Raw genomic sequence first — 17,721 nt, 5'->3', positions numbered from 1 at the left:
AGTTGTGAACAGCAAGTTAAAATTTTACCAGTCGATTCGGTTTAAAATCGCCCTCGTATTTGCGCTGATGCTGATGCTAACGCTAGAATGTGTCGGGGCGGTTTTTGTGCGTCAATTGGAGCATCAAAACCTTAATACCTTTAAACAGTCGATTGAATTGCCGTCCTATGTCGATAACTCCTTGAGTGAGCAGTTGGCCCGATCCAACACCAAACAAGCTAATCAACAGATTCGTCAGATCCTGTCCGAAGTCAACAATAATAATATCTCGGAAATTCGGGTGATCGACAACAAGGGGGTTATCCGGGGCACCAGCGATTCTGATAACCGGAGTACCGTTGGCCAGAAGACCACTGACCAAGTAGTGAAGGCGACTTTGCTGAACAACCGGTCGCACTCGGAAAATGTCTACGATAACGGGAACCATAACCGCTACTATGTCAACGTAATTCCTCTGGTGGACAATAGCAACAATAATGTCATCGGGGCGGTCTACCTGCGAGCCAGCCTAGAGTCGGTTTATGCCAATATTAATAGCATTACCCTAATTTACTTCTCAGCGGCCCTAATCACGATTGGGATCGGTCTGTTCCTGGCGGTCCTTATTTCCCAGGAAATAACCCGGCCAATCGAGGAGATGCGCAAACAGACATTGCGGATTGCCCGAGGAGACTTCTCGGGCCAGGTCCGGGTCATGGGCAACGACGAGCTCGGCCAGCTGGCTGGAGCGGTCAATAACCTGTCCGTCCGGGTGGAGGAGGCCCAGGCGTCAACAGATTCGGAACGGCGGCGTTTGGACAGTGTTCTCTCCCATATGTCCGACGGGGTGCTGGCGACTGACCGGCGGGGTAATGTGACAATCGTCAACAACATGGCCCTTCAGTTGCTGGGGGTAGACCACGAGGACGATCTGATTGGTAAGTCAATCATTGATGTCCTCGACATCCGCCATGACTACACAGTTCGCCAGCTTGTCAATGCTGACCAGCGGGAGATGATCATCGATATGTCTAACGATGGCAATAATCTGATCCTAAATGCCTACTTCTCGCCGATCCAGCGTGAATCCGGCTTCGTCAGTGGTCTTGTCTGCGTCCTTCATGACGTGACGAGTCAGCAGAAGGAGGAGCGGGAGCGCAAGCAGTTTGTCTCCAACGTCTCCCATGAACTGCGAACACCGCTGACCAGTGTCCACAGCTATGTTGAGGCCTTAAGCGACGGGGCTTGGCAGGATAAGGAGGTTGCACCGAAGTTCCTGAACGTTATCCAGGGAGAAACCGACCGGATGATTCGGATGATCAACGACCTATTGAGCCTATCGCGGATGGATGCTGGGACGACCAAGCTTAATCTAGAATACGTCAATATCAAGGAACTGCTTAACTATATCCTGAACCGATTTGACATGATCATTAAGAATGAGGAAGCTGACACTAGTAAAAAGAAGTATAAAATTGAGCGCCACTTTACTAAGAAGGACCTCTGGGTGGAGATTGACACCGATAAGTTCACCCAGGTAATCGACAATATCGTGAACAACGCGATCAAGTACTCGCCAGATGGAGGGATTATCACGGTTCGTCTGTTGGAGACTCATAACCACGTTATCATGAGTATTTCTGACCAGGGATTAGGAATTCCTCGTAAGGACCTTGGTCGAATATTTGACCGTTTCTTCCGGGTTGATAAGGCCCGGAGCCGGAAGCAAGGGGGAACTGGCCTGGGCTTAGCCATTTCCAAAGAGGTCGTCAATATGTTGGGTGGTCAGATCTGGGTCGACAGTGTAGAGGGGCACGGATCAACCTTCTACATCTCATTGCCATACGTACCATATGAAGAGGAGGATGACTGGGATGATCAAGAAGCTGAAAAGTAATTGGCTGACGATTGCCCTGACCCTGGTGGTTCTGTTCAGTTTTCTCCTATCAGGGATCATCTGGACTAACCCTTTCCAGTACGAGCGGCCCCGCCGGGAGAATAGCACCAGTTCATCGCGTCAGTTCACGACCCAGTCGATGGGTGACCTCTACCTGCCAACGACCATTGTGCGGACTAGCAAGGGTGGTCAACAGAATCTGCTCTATAGCCAGCGGGCGGACTTGGTTAATGATGTACGGCAAAACCTGCGCGACTGGAAGCTAGGGCGGACCAGCGAGGTTAAGACCAATAATAGCGACGTCTACCTAAGCTACTTGCGTAATCGCCACTCCTTGATGCTGAGTTACCCGGATAACGTCACGAGCGAGGTGTTCAACGAGACCTTTAACCAGTCGATTGACACTAATCGAGTCAAGGGGATTAACCACATTGTGATCCCGCTCGACGGACCCCACGAAATTTATCTATTACGCGATTATCACTACGCGGTCTACCGCGTTCGGGTCAATAGAGGTGACATCACTAAGCTGCCTAAGGCTGGTCGGAACGTCCAGCCGATTCCGGTTGACCATAAGATCATCAAAGGGCATGCCATGATGGTATACCCACACTCTTTTAACCTGCCAAAATTAGCATATCGGGTCAGTGATCAGCGGATCAATAACCTCAGCACCAACTTGCTGAGTACCAACCGTCACACTAGTGTTACCTCTCATGAAGATGGTGATAAAACGGTCTACACGGACGGTACTAACCGACGCCTGGTTTATGATCACGCTACCGGCACAATTGACTATGAGAATGACATTGGCCATTCCAACGTAGTGGCGACTGACCAACTCTATGCTCATTTCTACAATGTCCTGGTGAAGACGGGAATGCCACTGGATAATATTCGCTTCGACCAGAGTAAGGATCACAACCGGACCTTCATCTATCGGACTTATGTTGAGGGCTTTCCGATTATTAACACGAACGGCTATGGTGGTGCTAAACTTCAGGCGAGTCAGAGCGGGATTGATCGCTACTGGATGAGTCTCTACACGGTTCAGGTACCACTCCCGCTTAGTGGCAAGCAAACCGTCAAGCTGCCATCGACTACCAGCGTCTTAAATGATTTGCATACCAGTAACCACTTTAAAGATATTACCGATCTGCGAGTTGGCTATCTTTGGAAGGGTGACCAGTCGTCCGACAAGGTAGTCAAGATGGTCCCAACCTACTTCGTGAAGTATCATCACCACTGGGTTGATTACACGGAGCTGTTGAAGTAAGGAGGGGAATAAAGATGAATTTCAAACGAATCCAGTGGATCTTCCTATTTGCCTTTCTTCTCTTCGACCTGGTTGTTGCCGGGAGCCTCTTTTTGCAAAACCGCTTTACGATCTCGAGCAGCGCTCCCAACCGTCAGGAGGTTATCTTAAAGGAGATGCGGGCTGATGAGATCACCTGTATTCCCCTATCCAGGCACGCCCAGAGTGGCTACTACATCGCCGGGACCCGGTCTGGAGAGAATGGAGAGCTGAATCAGCAGGCTAACAGGCTGCGTGACCAGAACTACCACTTCAGTTCTGACGAGCTCGCCAGCGACCTTGAGACTGGAGTCAAGGTCAACCCGAAGCACCCGGAAAAGCGGTTGGATCGTTTGGTCCGCGATGACCACTCGATCGCCTTGGGCAGTCACTACCAGTATGACGCCCAGCTATCTGACCAACACACGGTGGTCTATACCCAGCGGCTGGCCGGTCGGACACTGAAGTCTCCAGACGGCCAGATCCGATTCCGGGTCAATAATGATCATGAGGTGCTCGGCTACACCCAAACCTATCTGGAGGGGGCAAAAATCCTGCGACCTAAGGCTAATACGATCAGTCAGCAGCATGCGGTCACCTGGTTGTATAAGCATAATCTGATCCCGAACAACTCCCAGGTTCGTTGGGCAGAACTAGCCTACACTAAGCTTCTCAATACCAGCAGCCACAACCAGGCGGTCTACGTACCAACCTGGATTATTGAGGTGCGGACTAAGAATGACGATACGGTTCAGCAGCTGCGGGTCAATGCCTTCAACAGTACGATTATGCGGAGTACACCCGGTAGCGTTAACACAAGTTCATTAGGAAAATAAGGAGCGGATTCTGAAGTGAGTGAAAGAGACTTTTTTCGATACAGTATTCTGGCCAGCGGGAGCACGGGTAACGTGACCTACCTGGAGACTGCCCACCACCGGATCCTGATTGACGCTGGTTTGAGTGGTAAACGGATTGAGAATTTGATGACCAAGATTGACCGCTCATTAAAGGAGGTAGAGGCGATCTTTGTGACCCACGAGCACAGCGACCATAGCCATGGGGTCGGCGTTTTGGCCCGGCGTTACGGGATGGACGTTTACGCTAACGCGGGGACCTGGCAGGCAATGGCTAAGCGGGTCGGTAAGATTCCTCTTGAACAGAAGCACATTCTGGCGCCCAATCGCGTGGCCGACCTGGGCGACATGGAGATTGAGAGCTTCGCGGTGTCCCACGATGCAGCCGAGCCACAGTTCTATCAGGTCCACCACGATAATAAGACCTTTTGTATCCTAACCGATACCGGTTATGTTTCAGACCGGGTAGCTGGGACGATTAGAAACGCCGACGCCTACTTGATGGAGTGCAATCATGATACGGAAATGCTGCGGATGGGTCCTTATTCCTGGCCACTCAAGCAACGAATCCTCGGGGATACAGGGCACCTCTCCAATGAGGAGGGGGCCGATGCTCTGATGGACGTTATTGGTCCCCGGACCAAGGAGATCTTCCTCGGTCATCGCAGTCAGCACAACAATATGCGCTCCCTGGCTCACCTGACCGTTGCCAGTATGATGGAACAGCATGACTTCGGGGTCGATCATGACTTTAAGCTGGCAGATGCTGAACCGTCAACCCCGAGTCAACTAATAACGTTATAAAGTGTCACGAAAATTAAGGATTACTTCATTGATTCTTCACAATTAATCGGTATGGTGAAGAAAAAGATACGGAGGGATAGTAATGAATAATGATAACCAGCGGTCGCCAAGGCGGCCCAACCGCTTCTGGCTGAAGGTTGCCGGGATCGGTTTGGTTGCTGGATTGATTGGGGGAGGCGCTGCCGTTAGTGTTGGCAATGCTGTTCAACACCATGATGAGGTTGCCAGTACCCGGGTTCCTGACAGTTCTAATAAATCAGGTGGGACCAAGGTCAATAAGAATAAAGCCGACCTAAATGGGACAGCTACTAAGGCCTACGAATCCGTCCAGGGGGCGGTGGTCAGCGTCATTAATAAACAGGAGGTCCAGCAGGGTGGTTCTCTGGGGATCTTTGGTCTCTATTCCAATGGGGAGAACAACTCATCAAACTCTGATAAGAATAGTAAGCTTCAGACTGCCAGTGAGGGGTCTGGAGTGATCTACAAGAAGGATGGCAAGGTTGCCTACATTGTCACCAACAATCACGTGGTCAAGGGTTCCAACGCCCTGCAGGTGATCATGAGTAATGGCAAAAAGGTTGATGCCGACCTAGTCGGAACTGATGCTGCTACCGACTTGGCTGTTTTGAAAATCAATGCTGCTAACGTTACTACTGTGGCTCAGTTTGGCAATTCTAATTCGATTGCTGCTGGGCAGGATGTTCTGGCCATCGGTTCACCGATGGGTAGCGAGTATGCCAATACGGTAACCAAGGGGATTGTTTCTGCCAAGAACCGGACACTGAAGGCTGGGACCGATGGCACACTGACTTCGGTTATCCAGACCGATGCGGCCATTAACTCCGGGAATTCCGGTGGACCGTTGATTAACATGGCCGGTCAGGTAATCGGGATCAACTCGATGAAGCTGTCATCTGATAATGAAGGATCCTCAATTGAAGGGATGGGCTTTGCAATCCCAAGTAATGAGGTTGTGTCGATCATTAACCAACTGATCAAGAACGGGAAGATTGAGCGTCCCGCTCTGGGAATCGGTATGGTTGACCTGAGTAATATTACGACCGACCAGCAGCAGTCTGTTCTCAAGCTGCCAAGCAGTGTTAACAAAGGGGTAGTGATCATGCAGGTTGCTGATGGCTCTGCCGCTGCTAACGCTGGTCTGAAGCAGTACGATGTGATCACCCAGTTAGGGGATACTAAGGTAACAAATGCCAATACCTTGAAGGCTGCTCTCTACAAGTACAAGGTCGGTGATAGTGCCAAGGTGACCTACTACCGGAACGGTAAGCAGCAAACCAGTACCGTTCACCTGACCAAGGCAGCCAGCGACGATAACAGTCAGACTAGCCAGCAGAATGATGGTCAATAGGAAGATAAAAGGATTGTGATCTCAGACGGTCGCAATCCTTTTTTGTGCTAAAATTTGGATAATAACCAAAAATAGGGGGATTTAAGAATGAATAATCGTAACTTCAAGTACCCGGACACCCGAGCCTACAACTTTGTGGTCAACCGTCTCCAGGAGCGTGGAGTTGAGCTGGAGGACCTTGTTGATGTGATCTACCAGACTCAGAAGGACTTTGCACCAGCCTTGACGATGGAACGCTGCCGGGAATATTTGACCGATGCCATGCATAAGCGGGAGCTTTTGAACAATGCCATGGTAATGTTGGAACTCGATCGGCTGACTGAGGCTGGTGCGGTGGATGAACCACTCTCTAGCATTATCAAGAATGACGTCGGAGTTTTCGGGGTGGACGAAACCCTGGCCCTCCAGATTGCCAACATCTACGGGACAATTGGGACAACCAACTTTGGTTACTTTGACCGAGTGAAGAAAGGAATCATGGCCAAGTTTGATCAAGATGGTCGGCACGTCAATACTTTCATTGATGACTTGCTGGCGGCGATTATTGCCGCAGCATGCGGAAAGATCGCCCATAAATACGCCTGAACGGGGAAAGAACCGAACAATTTGGCAAACGATTGGCATAAAAGTTTATCAAGCCACACTTAGTTGTCTGATTAGCACGTTCCGTGGCATTATGACTCGGAATTTTATAACTAAATGAGATTGAAATGAGCTGTGGATAAGTTCGTGGAAAAGTTGGCTCTTGGGCTTTAGAAAATCTTAATTACTGTGATGACGGCATTCATAGCGGTTGAAAAGTTATCCACAGGTGATGGCTGACGGTGTTGATAAGTGGATGCTTGTAGAAAAATAATCGGCTAATCCATTGTGGCACTAGTAACAAGAACACCTAGGATCGAACGATTGTTTTTGTGGAAAACTGTGGATAACTTTTCAAAGAGAAAGGGCTTTATTGGTTAAAAACTAGCCGAACATTCGGGAGATACGAAAATCGACTTATGCACCTGTGGAAAAGTGTGTGGATAATTTGTGGAAAGCGGTGGATAGTTGTGAATATTAAAATCATTGGTGTTGGAAAACTGAAGGAGAAGTACTTTAAGGCCGGAATTGCTGAGTATGCTAAGCGGTTGGGCCGGTTCTGCAAGTTTCAGATTGTCGAGGTGCCAGATGAGAAGGCGCCGGAATCTCTTAGTCAGGCTGAGATGGATGAGGTAATGGCTAAGGAGGGGGAACGAATTCTGGCAAAAATCAAGGATCGTGAGTATGTTTATGCTCTGGCGATTAAAGGAAAGGAACGCAGCTCGGAGGAGTTTGCCAAGGAGATCAGCCAGTTGACGACCTATGGGCACAGTGACATTACTTTTGTCATTGGTGGTTCTCTAGGACTGAGTCCAGCGGTTTTGAAACGGGCCGATACTCAGATCTCCTTTGGTCGCTTCACCCTGCCCCACCAGCTGATGAGGCTAGTTTTATCCGAACAAATCTACCGGGCCTTCACGATCATCAACGGCCTGCCCTACCATAAATAATTAAGGAAGGGTAAGGGAATGTAAAATCTGGTTAATAGTCTTGCTAGGTCCCCTTAGCCGGCAGTCCAACATGGTAGAATAAGGATAAAGTATTTAACGAGGGAGTTGGTATTTACTTCAGTGAATATAGACAGCTTGAAACGTCTGTTATTATTCTGCCTAGTAGTGGCCGGTGTCCTAGTTGCTAGTCATCGGGCTCATGCGGCAGAGTATAAATTAACTACGCCGGATTCAATGATGGTCACCGCCACTGTTGCATCTCCGGCGGCAGAGGACCGGCTGGTGTCATGTGAGCGCAGGTCTCAGTTCCGGGCCCGTCTGCTTCGCCACTGGTGGCAACCGCGGCCTTTTATGGCTGCCATATCCCGCCGGCCAACAATTACCAAGATCATCTAATATTCAGGTCAGCAGATTGCTGGCCTCTTTTTGTTGGACCGCTTAAAATAAAGTTAGCCAAAAACTTGAGGAGGTCATCTGAAATGAAGAAAGTCGCAATTATTGTTGGGAGTGTCCGACCTAATCGGCGGAGCAGCCAAGTTGCCGCGTGGTTGAAGGTCCAGTTGCAGCAGAGTAATCGGGTAGAATTTGATGTAATTGACCTGAAACGGGTGGACCTGCCAATGATGGATGAACCAAAGATTCCCTTCACCGGTCTGTACAACCATGCCAAGACACGGGCTTGGAGCAACCTGGTCAGCCAGTATGACGGTTTTGTCCTCGTCTTTCCTCAGTACAATTGGGGTTACCCGGCCGTCTTGAAGAACGCCCTTGATTACCTAGCCAGGGAATGGCAGGGGAAGCCGGTCAGCCTGGTAACATTTGGTGGCCATGGTGGTACCCAGGCCCAGGTGGCAATGCGGCTGGTCGTTGCTGGACTGAAGATGATCCAGATGACGGTTAACCTGCAGATTAGTCTGATGCCAGGTGACTCCATTGCTACGGCCGACCGTCTTCTTCACACCCACGACTGGGAGGCTGACCTGCTTCGGCAAGAGTTCGAACGTCGCCTGAGTTGATTGTGTAGATTCAAACGACCACCAAAATTTGATGGTCGTTTTTTTATTGGTCGAATACGGGAAAACGCTAGATTACGGAAAATATGAAACATTTGCGGCAATTTGTTCATTATTACACAGAAATGGTCGCTTTTTCTTGAAAATGTCGTTGATTTATGCAATTATGGAAACGTATTCAAATGCCATGAGGAGGCTATTATTATGAATAGACAATTTGATTTCTTAATGCCAAGCGTTAACTTCTTTGGCCCTGGTGTTATTGCCAAGATCGGTGACCGTGCGAAAATGCTGAATATGCACAAGCCACTGATTGTTACCCAAGAGAGCTTGGAAAAGATTGAAAATGGTCCTGTTGTTCAAACAATCGATTCACTGAAAAAGGCTGGAGTAGACTACGCCATCTTCAATGGGGTTGAGCCTAACCCAAAGATTCGTAACATCAAGGCTGGTAAGAAGATGTACGAAGAAGAGCACTGTGACTCTATCATCACTGTTGGTGGGGGTTCATCTCATGACTGTGGTAAGGGAATCGGTATTATTCTGACAAACGGTGATGACATCACCAAGCTGGCCGGGATTGAAACTCTGGACAATCCATTGCCGCCTCTGATGGCCGTTAATACGACTGCCGGTACTGGTTCTGAATTGACCCGTCACGCGGTTATCACCAACGAAGAAGACCACCTGAAGTTTGTCGTTGTTTCCTGGCGTAACATCCCATTGGTATCCTTCAACGATCCAATGCTGATGCTTGGTGTACCACAATCAGTTACCGCTGCTACTGGTTGCGATGCCTTTGTTCAGGCTATTGAACCATACGTTTCCGTTGACCATAATCCAATTACGGATAGTCAATGCAAGGAAGCTATTCAACTGATCCAAGAAGCACTGCCAGAAGTTGTTGCTAATGGTCAAAACGTTGAAGCTCGGACTAAGATGGTTGAAGCCGAAATGCTGGCGGGGATGGCCTTTAACAACGCCAACCTGGGTTACGTTCACGCCATGGCTCACCAACTTGGCGGTCAATACGATGCTCCACATGGCGTTTGCTGTGCATTGCTGCTGACTACGGTTGAAGAGTATAACCTGATCGCCTGCCCAGACCGGTTCGCTGAACTGGCACAAATCATGGGCTATGACACCACTGGCCTGACGACCATGCAAGCCGCTCAAAAGTCCATTGACGGAATGCGTGAGATGTGTAAGGCTGTTGGTATTCCGGCTTCCATCAAGGAAATCGGTGCTAAGCCGGAAGACTTCCCATTGATGGCTGAAAATGCTCTCAAGGACGGGAACGCCTTTTCTAACCCTCGTAAGGGTACCAAGCAAGAGATTATCGATCTTTACCAAAAGGCTTACGATGGTATTTACTAATTAATGGTGTGGGCACAATTTAATTAGGCACGAAAAAACACCCGCAGGTGAAATTCTCATCATCTGCGGGTGTTTTTGAATACTGTTGAGTACTATTCCTTAACAAAACCGTCCGGAACAAACTTGGTGCCAAACGCCAAGGTGTTTTCTACCGGACACTTGCGGGCGACATCAGCCAAGAACTTCTTGATGTCTTCATCGGATTCGTCGCTACGAACGTGAGGCTGGTAGCGGATCTCGGTAAACTTGTAGCGATTGTCACCAGTAGCGACGTCTTCGCGATTTAAATCACCCTCGACCTCAACCCAGAAGGCGCGGAGGTCGAAGCCGCGTTTACGAGCCAGTTCCGTGGCGGTGATCGCTTGACAGGCCCCAAATGAGGCGAGCAGGATCTCTACCGGGTTCATCCCCGTGTTGGTACTACCGGGCTCGTCGAAGGTAATCTCAAAGCCGCGGGTCCCTGCGGCAACCTGCATCCCCGTTGTCGTCTTGGTTGCTTTAACCTTATAAGTGCTCATAGCAAAACGCTCCCTTGCTTTTTTCTTTAGTGTACTTGAGGACGATGAGGGCGTCAATTTAAATGCCTAGGCTGAAATGGTGTGCGGGGACTCTTTACCATCCAGGATTAGCAGGACATCTTCTAGGGAAAAGTCGACCATGTTTTTGACTGCCAGGTTGGTGAAAAAAGCGATGTGGGGAGTCAGGATGACGTTATCCAGGTCGTGGAGCTCCTGGATCTGAGGCTCATCCGTCAACCCCTTCTCACTGCGGTCAGTTTGAAAGACATGCCCCTCACCCTCTACCGTGTCGAGAGCGGCCGCAGCGATTGTTCCGTTCTTTAAGGCCGCAATCAGATCAGCGGTGTTGACCACTGGTCCTCGGCTGGCATTAACCAGGCCAGCGGTGGGCTTCATCAGAGCAAAATCCTTAGCCGTCAGTAGCCCTTCCGAGGTCGGGTTGAGATCAACGTGGAGACTGATTACGTCGGCGCGTTTGAGGAGATTCTCCTTGCTGGTGTATTCCACGATATCTTTCATCTCGTTACGGGGGTGGATATCAAAACCGAGGACGGTAGCGCCCAAGGCACTGAGCAGCTTGGCGAGGGTTCCGCCAATCCGGCCAACGCCGATAATTCCGATAGTGGCGGTGTGAATTTCGAGGGCCTGCTCATCACTAAACCAGCGGTAGTCGTTATTGGCAACCTGGTGGTCAAATCGGTAGGACTTGCGCAAGAGACGAAAGATCTGCATTAGGGCGTGCTCGGCGACGCTGCGAGGGGAGTAGGCCGGGACGTTGGTGACAACTAGGCCGTTTTCCTTGGCTGCCTTAAGGTCCACCATGTCGAAACCAGCCGTCCGAGTCGCAATCTGTTTGATTCCGTTGGCCTTCAGTTTGGCGTAGACGTCAGGGGCAACCTTACTGCGCTGCTGGATTACAAGACCGTCTACATCGGCTGTCAAGTCGACAGCATCATCGATCAGTTTGGGGCTGGTGATGATATCAACGTTATGTTTCTTGGCAAACTCTCGAATGGCGGGTTGCTCGTCATCCCGGACACTGGTCATTAAAATTTTGGTCATACTTAACCCTCCTCTACAAAATGCTTGATGCGTTCCACGGCGGCCTTGATGGTATCGAGACTGGTAGCGTAACTGATCCGCAGGTGGCCCTGTCCACCGGCACCAAAGTAGGAGCCGGGGATGACGGCAACCTTGCCATCTTGAGCCAGCTTGGTAGCAAATTTGATGTCGTCGTCACCGAACTTGGCCGGTAACTTGGCGAAGACGTAAAAGGCTCCATTTGGCATCGTGATTGTAAAGCCGAGCTTGCGCAGGGCGGCAACGAGGAAGTCCCGTCGCTCCTGGTAAGCGGCCTTCATCTGCTGGGTAGCATTCTTTCCGGCATCCGTCGCAAACGCGGCCGTAGCGGCAGCCATCGCCGGGTCAGCGGCTGCAGTGACCATCATGGCGTGGGTGGCGCTGACTGGTCCCATCAATTCCTTGGGACCAGCGATGAAGCCGATCCGGTAACCAGTCATAGCGTGGGACTTAGAAGCCCCGTTCAAAACCAGTGTCTGGCCGGGGATGAACTCGGCGATCGAAGTGTGCTTGCCATTGTAGACTAGTTCAGAGTAAATCTCGTCCGCAATGACGGTCAAGTCAGTGTTCTTGACTGCATCGGCCAGGGCCTTGACCTGTTCTTGGGTGTAGGTGACACCAGTTGGGTTAGAAGGGTAATTCAGGACCAATGCTTTGGCGTGTGGGTGATCAGCAAGGGCTTGCTTGAGCCGGGCCGGAGTCAAGACAAAGTTATCGTCACTAGTGTTAATCTCAACCGGGTTGCTACCGAGCAAGGTGGTGACAGTTCCGTACAAGGGGAAAGTTGGTGTGGCAATCAGAACCTCGTCACCTGGATTAGTGATGGTAGCCAGAGATGCATAGATCCCTTCAGTGGCACCAATGGTAACGGTGATCTCATTGTCTGGATCGTAATTCAATCCGTAGCGGTCTGTCATAAAATGGGCAATTGCCTTACGAAGGGCGACCGTTCCGTTACCGGGGGCGTAGTGGGAGTCGTTGTCCTTGATACTGGTGATAGCGGCTTCCTTCATGGCATCAGGAACGTTGAAGTCAGGTTCTCCCAATGTCAATTTAATGATGCCGGGGATTGCACTCGCTTGGTAGTCGAATTCACGAATACCAACCGGCTTGAGGCGGGCGAAATTCTGGTTGAGATTATTCATAATTGAGGGTTTAACAGCTGGCATAAAATCATCCTCCTTAAATGAAAAAGGGTCCTAATACTGAAATGCTTCAGTATCCGGACCCTTCATCAGATTGGAATGAGTATATAAAAGAAGGTTTCCGGATACTTGGGGCTTATCCGGAAAGCACAATGATAAAATCACTGCTGGCTAGCGGACAAGCTGTCGCTAAACCAGAAGTCATACGCTTGCTTCAGTTGGGGCATGGCGTTATTCATCATTGGCGCCTCCTTTGATTAACTGATTAGAGCTTATTTTAATCTCTTTTTAATCAAAGTCAATAGTTAAATTAAAAAAAGATTAAAATAGTGGGGAGGCCAGGTGGCTGACAGTGATTGATGTGGTTTTATGAAGCAACTCATCAGTGTGGAAAATAAGAAAAAATTAATTCACATTTTTCGTATATCACGCTTGTGTTACATCACAAATGTGGTATAATGATAATCGTGAAGGAAGTGAATAGCGATGCGGATCGATATAAAACACTATCTGGAGGTTAACAATTTAACCATCTACCAGGTGTCGAAGCGCTCCGGCTATGGCTACACGACTTTACATAAATCATTTAACAAACCACAGTCAAGTTCCACATCGCTGAATTTGCGTGACCTTGATGCACTGGCACGTGCTCAGCACAAGGCAATGTGGCAGGTCCTTCGCGAACTTGAGACGCACTATCTGGAGCATGACCGTGGCGAGTCGATGTAGCCAAAGGGCGTTGAACCTTTTAATAATGACTACAAGTTTTGAAAAATCAAAAAATAGGGAGGTACTGCATAATGGCTCAAAATCCAATGGATCCATTTAACAGTGATATGAATGACATCTTTAACCAATTAATGGGTGGCATGAATGGTTACAATTCTGAGAACCGGCGCTACATGATTAATGGTCGTGAAGTTACACCAGAAGAGTTTGCTCAATACCGGCAGACTGGCCAATTACCTGGTGGTGCAGCACCACAAGCTGGCCACCCAGGTCAACAACCAAACGAAGGTAAGGAGAGCATTCTCCACAAGCTTGGTCGAAACTTGACTGAGGAAGCCCGGCAAGGTGAGCTTGACCCTGTAATCGGTCGGAACAAGGAAATTCAAGAAACTGCGGAAATTTTAAGCCGGCGGACCAAGAACAACCCAGTACTGGTTGGGGACGCCGGGGTTGGTAAGACAGCCGTTGTCGAAGGATTGGCTCAAGCCATCATTCACGGCGACGTACCAGCACCAATCAAGGACAAGGAAATCATCAGCATTGACATCTCCGGCCTTGAAGCTGGGACCCAATACCGGGGCAGCTTTGAAGAGAACATGCAAAAGCTGATCGATGAAGTCAAGAAGGCAGGGAACATCATCCTCTTCTTCGATGAAATTCATCAGATCATCGGTGCCGGTTCTACTGGTTCCGATAGCGGCTCCAAGGGGATGGCTGACATCATCAAGCCAGCTCTGTCCCGTGGTGAAATTACGGTGATCGGTGCTACGACCCAAGATGAATACCGGAACACCATCATGAAGGATGCCGCCTTGGCACGGCGGTTTAACCCGGTTACGGTTAACGCCCCAAGCAAGGCTGACACGGTTGCTATCCTGAAGGGGATCCGGGACCTGTACGAACGTCACCACAATGTTAAGTTGCCTGATGATGTTCTCCAGGCAGCTGTTGACTACTCTGTTCAATACATGCCGCAACGGGCTCTGCCTGACAAGGCCATTGACTTAATTGATATGACGGCTGCTCACTTGGCTGCTAAGCACCCAGCACATGATGCAAAGCAGATTGAGGCCGAGATCAAGAAGGAAGAAAAGAAACAGAAAGACGCTGCTGCTAAGGAAGACTACAAGGCCGCTCAGGCAGCTAAGGATAAGATTGCTGACCTGAAGAAGCAGCTCAGTCAAAACTCAGAAGACGAAAAGGTTACGGCAACGCCAGAAGATGTTGCAAATGCCGTTGAACAGATGACTGGTATTCCGGTATCTAAGATCGGAGCTAGCGATGTTGAACGTCTTAAGGACATGGACAAGCGGCTTGAAGGTAAGGTTATCGGCCAGGACGAAGCCGTTGAAGCCGTTGCTCGTGCCATTCGGCGTAACCGGGCGGGCTTTGACGAAGGTGATCAACCAATTGGTTCTTTCCTCTTTGTTGGGCCGACCGGGGTTGGTAAGACCGAGCTGGCTAAGCAGTTAGCTCTTGACATGTTCGGCTCCAAGAATGATATTATCCGGTTGGATATGTCTGAATACTCAGACCGGACTGCGGTTTCTAAGCTGATCGGGACAACCGCTGGGTATGTTGGCTACGATGACAACAGCAACACCCTGACGGAAAAGGTTCGTCGTCACCCGTACTCCATCATCTTGCTTGATGAAATCGAAAAGGCTAACCCGCAAGTCATCACCCTCTTGCTGCAAGTGCTCGATGACGGTCGTCTGACTGACGGTCAGGGTAACACCATCGACTTCAAGAACACGATCATCATTGCAACATCTAATGCTGGTTACTCCAACGATGCACCAATCAAGTTGGGTAACAATGAGGACGAAGAGGATCTGATTAAGAAGCTGACGAATTACTTCCGTCCAGAATTCCTTAACCGGTTCAATGCCATTGTTGAGTTCCACAGCTTGACTAAGGACGACTTGCAAAAGATCGTTGACCTGATGCTGGCGGATGTCAACAAGACACTGGCCAAGAAGGGCATGGACGTTAAGGTAACGCCAACAGCTAAGAAGTTCTTGATTGACGAAGGTTACGACAAGACCATGGGTGCTCGTCCACTTCGTCGGGTTATCGAACGTGAAATCCGCGACAAGGTTACTGACTACTACCTTGACCACCTCGACGCCAAGCACTTGGTTGCCGAGATGAAGGATGGTAAGCTGGTAATCGTGGACGCCAAGGATGCTGCCAAGGATGACAGCAAGGAATATACGGCCAAGGATGACCAGGCTGATGCTAAGGACGAAAAAGAAGATAAATAATTCAGCTGATTGAACACTAAGACCCGTCCGGGATTTCCCAGACGGGTCTTTTTGCGTTATCTGAGGTGATAGTCCCGAAAGCTATCTGCCAATCGGCCACGAGAATCCAGCTAATTTCCTGGGAAATATTCTTGGTGTTCAGTGATATGAGGGGGATCTTGCCTCCGAGCCTGGCATCGTATTACAGGGTTTAATGGGGATAAATTTGAGATGCGATACGCACTAGCTGTTAACTTTGTGTACGTCGTAACACAGATTTGCATATTTGCTGCTATTCGATCGGGAGACCGTGCGTTAAAATGATAATAATGATTTTTAAAGGGAGGTGTTGTGATGGCGTTAACGTGGACAATCATTCGTTGGTTCCTGCTGACGATCGTCCTGATTAACGAGGTGGCAGCGATCTACACTGTCTTTCGTGAGAAACGCGACATTGCGGCAACCTGGGCCTGGCTGTTGGTCCTGACCCTGATCCCAGTTATTGGCTTCATTATCTATGCCTTTCTCGGCCGGAAGCTGCCCCACCGGCGGTTGAACCTGATGAAGACCCAGACCCAGCTTCGGATCCAGGAAGCCATCGACCGGCAGAAGCAGCAGTTTATCAATATGCCGAGACCGCAGCATACTACTACCCAGATCTACCGACGGACGGTGATGTTGTTCCAAAGCCTCGACGACTCCTTCCTCAGTCAGCATAACCAGGTAACAATTTACACGACTGGACAGGAGCTTTTCGCCAAGATGTTTGATGAGATTGCAGCAGCCAAGAAGAGCATTCACATTGAATTCTACACAATCTACAATGATCAGATTGGAAACCAGCTTCGAACCCTTTTAGAGCGTAAGGCGTCTGAGGGGGTTGAGGTTCGGGTCCTTTACGATTCCTGGGGATCAATGGGGGTTCGGCCAAGCTTTTATGATGGCTTACGAGAGCGTGGCGGACACGCCACTCAGTTCCTGCTGACCCACAATAACCTCTTCGACTTTCGGCTAAATTATCGTGATCACCGGAAGATTGTTGTCCTTGACGGCCAGATCGGCTACGTTGGCGGGTTCAACATTGGGGATCAGTACTTGGGGCGGGTACCGAAGTTTGGCCCCTGGCGTGACACCCACCTACGGGTCGTCGGCGGGGGAGTCTATGGCCTTCAACGCCGCTTTATTGGTGACTGGAATGCCTCCGTGCGTTCTACCGAGAAGTTGGCCCACTATCGACAGTACTTTCCAGAGATCAAGGTTAAGTATGGCAGTACCGCTCTTCAGGTGGTTTCCAGCGGTCCAGAGTCGGAACAGGAGAAGATCAAACTGGGTTACCTGCGCCTGATCAACGCTGCCCAGGACCACATCTGGATCCAGACTCCCTACCTGATTCCTGATGACAGCGTCTTGGATGCTTTACGAGTGGCCGTCCATTCGGGAATTGATGTCCGGATTATGATCCCGTGCAAGCCGGACCACCCCTTTGTATATCGGGCAACTGAGTACTATGCGCATACCCTGGCCAATGAGGGGGTTACCATTTACACTTATCAGCGTGGTTTTCTCCACGCTAAGACGATGATGATCGACGGGAAGATGGCCTCGGTCGGTTCGGCTAATCTCGACTTTCGGAGTTTCAAACTAAACTTTGAGATTAACGCTTTTATCTACGATAGCAGCATCACTGACCAACTGGAACAGATCTTTGTCAATGACATTCGGGATAGCCGGGTGAAGACGGTGGCTGCTTTTGATCAACAGTCTCACTGGCTGCACTTTAAGCAACGTTTCTCCCGCCTGCTTTCCCCGATCTTGTAATAAACTGGTGACCTGGTTCACCAGTCTTTTTTGTCGCTTTCAGAACGTGCGTTCGTATGGTAAAAT

Annotated in this window: 16 protein-coding genes; 13 read left to right on the top strand and 3 right to left on the bottom strand. The window is 49.7% G+C overall.

Annotation, left to right across the window (positions count from 1 at the left end; all coding sequences use genetic code 11):
- Window positions 1-4 precede the first annotated feature (4 nt).
- The 10 genes from walK (at window position 5) to CK797_RS01860 (ending at window position 10,119) form a co-directional block, all read left to right on the top strand.
- Window positions 5-1,876, top strand: a complete 1,872-nt coding sequence (walK, locus tag CK797_RS01900) for a cell wall metabolism sensor histidine kinase WalK (RefSeq protein ID WP_104688126.1) — start codon at window positions 5-7, stop codon at window positions 1,874-1,876.
- Window positions 1,854-3,152, top strand: a complete 1,299-nt coding sequence (locus tag CK797_RS01895; protein ID WP_104688125.1) for a YycH family regulatory protein — start codon at window positions 1,854-1,856, stop codon at window positions 3,150-3,152. Before walK ends, CK797_RS01895 begins: the two co-directional genes overlap by 23 nt.
- 14 nt (window positions 3,153-3,166) lie before the next feature.
- Window positions 3,167-4,006 carry a two-component system regulatory protein YycI gene (locus CK797_RS01890; protein WP_104688124.1) on the top strand — a complete coding sequence of 280 codons (840 nt, stop codon included), beginning with the start codon at window positions 3,167-3,169 and terminating at the stop codon, window positions 4,004-4,006.
- Between the two features lie 15 nt (window positions 4,007-4,021).
- Complete coding sequence (locus CK797_RS01885) at window positions 4,022-4,828, top strand: MBL fold metallo-hydrolase (RefSeq protein WP_104688123.1); 807 nt, start codon at window positions 4,022-4,024, stop codon at window positions 4,826-4,828.
- 82 nt (window positions 4,829-4,910) lie between these two features.
- The gene (locus CK797_RS01880) at window positions 4,911-6,197 is read left to right on the top strand and encodes a S1C family serine protease (RefSeq protein ID WP_104688122.1); all 1,287 of its coding nucleotides are present in this window, start codon (window positions 4,911-4,913) and stop codon (window positions 6,195-6,197) included.
- Between the two features lie 87 nt (window positions 6,198-6,284).
- On the top strand, window positions 6,285-6,782 hold the full coding sequence (locus CK797_RS01875) for a phosphatidylglycerophosphatase A (RefSeq protein ID WP_104688121.1): 498 nt from the start codon (window positions 6,285-6,287) through the stop codon (window positions 6,780-6,782).
- Between the two features lie 467 nt (window positions 6,783-7,249).
- Window positions 7,250-7,729 carry a 23S rRNA (pseudouridine(1915)-N(3))-methyltransferase RlmH gene (gene rlmH / locus CK797_RS01870; RefSeq protein WP_104688120.1) on the top strand — a complete coding sequence of 160 codons (480 nt, stop codon included), beginning with the start codon at window positions 7,250-7,252 and terminating at the stop codon, window positions 7,727-7,729.
- A 120-nt stretch (window positions 7,730-7,849) separates the two neighbouring features.
- Window positions 7,850-8,125 (top strand): hypothetical protein, encoded by a 276-nt coding sequence (locus CK797_RS09035; RefSeq protein ID WP_146085273.1) that lies wholly within the window; start codon window positions 7,850-7,852, stop codon window positions 8,123-8,125.
- An 83-nt stretch (window positions 8,126-8,208) separates the two neighbouring features.
- The gene (locus tag CK797_RS01865; RefSeq protein ID WP_104688119.1) at window positions 8,209-8,745 is read left to right on the top strand and encodes an NADPH-dependent FMN reductase; all 537 of its coding nucleotides are present in this window, start codon (window positions 8,209-8,211) and stop codon (window positions 8,743-8,745) included.
- Between the two features lie 201 nt (window positions 8,746-8,946).
- Window positions 8,947-10,119: an iron-containing alcohol dehydrogenase gene (locus tag CK797_RS01860; protein WP_104688118.1), complete on the top strand. Its 1,173-nt coding sequence runs from the start codon at window positions 8,947-8,949 to the stop codon at window positions 10,117-10,119.
- Between the two features lie 92 nt (window positions 10,120-10,211).
- On the opposite strand, the gene CK797_RS01855 is transcribed toward CK797_RS01860, so the two are convergent.
- The 3 genes from CK797_RS01855 to CK797_RS01845 form a co-directional block, all read right to left on the bottom strand.
- Entirely contained in the window at window positions 10,212-10,637 is a 426-nt protein-coding gene (locus CK797_RS01855; RefSeq protein ID WP_104688117.1) for an OsmC family protein, read from the bottom strand.
- Window positions 10,638-10,703: 66 nt separating this feature from the next.
- Entirely contained in the window at window positions 10,704-11,699 is a 996-nt protein-coding gene (locus CK797_RS01850) for a D-2-hydroxyacid dehydrogenase (RefSeq protein WP_104688116.1), read from the bottom strand.
- Window positions 11,700-11,701: 2 nt separating this feature from the next.
- Window positions 11,702-12,886, bottom strand: a complete 1,185-nt coding sequence (locus CK797_RS01845; RefSeq protein ID WP_104688115.1) for an aminotransferase class I/II-fold pyridoxal phosphate-dependent enzyme — start codon at window positions 12,884-12,886, stop codon at window positions 11,702-11,704.
- Window positions 12,887-13,348: 462 nt separating this feature from the next.
- Here CK797_RS01845 and CK797_RS01840 point away from each other — a divergent pair, with 462 nt between their 5' ends.
- The 3 genes from CK797_RS01840 to cls all read left to right on the top strand — a co-directional run bounded on the left by CK797_RS01840 (window position 13,349) and on the right by cls (window position 17,655).
- A complete protein-coding gene (locus CK797_RS01840) occupies window positions 13,349-13,591 on the top strand; it encodes a transcriptional regulator (protein WP_104688114.1) in 243 nt (80 codons plus the stop codon).
- Window positions 13,592-13,662: 71 nt separating this feature from the next.
- Window positions 13,663-15,858 carry an ATP-dependent Clp protease ATP-binding subunit gene (locus CK797_RS01835; RefSeq protein WP_104688113.1) on the top strand — a complete coding sequence of 732 codons (2,196 nt, stop codon included), beginning with the start codon at window positions 13,663-13,665 and terminating at the stop codon, window positions 15,856-15,858.
- A 333-nt stretch (window positions 15,859-16,191) separates the two neighbouring features.
- On the top strand, window positions 16,192-17,655 hold the full coding sequence (gene cls / locus CK797_RS01830) for a cardiolipin synthase (RefSeq protein WP_104688112.1): 1,464 nt from the start codon (window positions 16,192-16,194) through the stop codon (window positions 17,653-17,655).
- The last annotated feature ends 66 nt before the right edge of the window (window positions 17,656-17,721 follow it).

The organism is Limosilactobacillus pontis (genome assembly GCF_002940945.1).
GTDB lineage: Bacteria > Bacillota > Bacilli > Lactobacillales > Lactobacillaceae > Limosilactobacillus > Limosilactobacillus pontis_A.
Note: the sequence above shows the minus strand (reverse complement) of the source record. Positions and strands in the feature narration are given on the sequence as shown.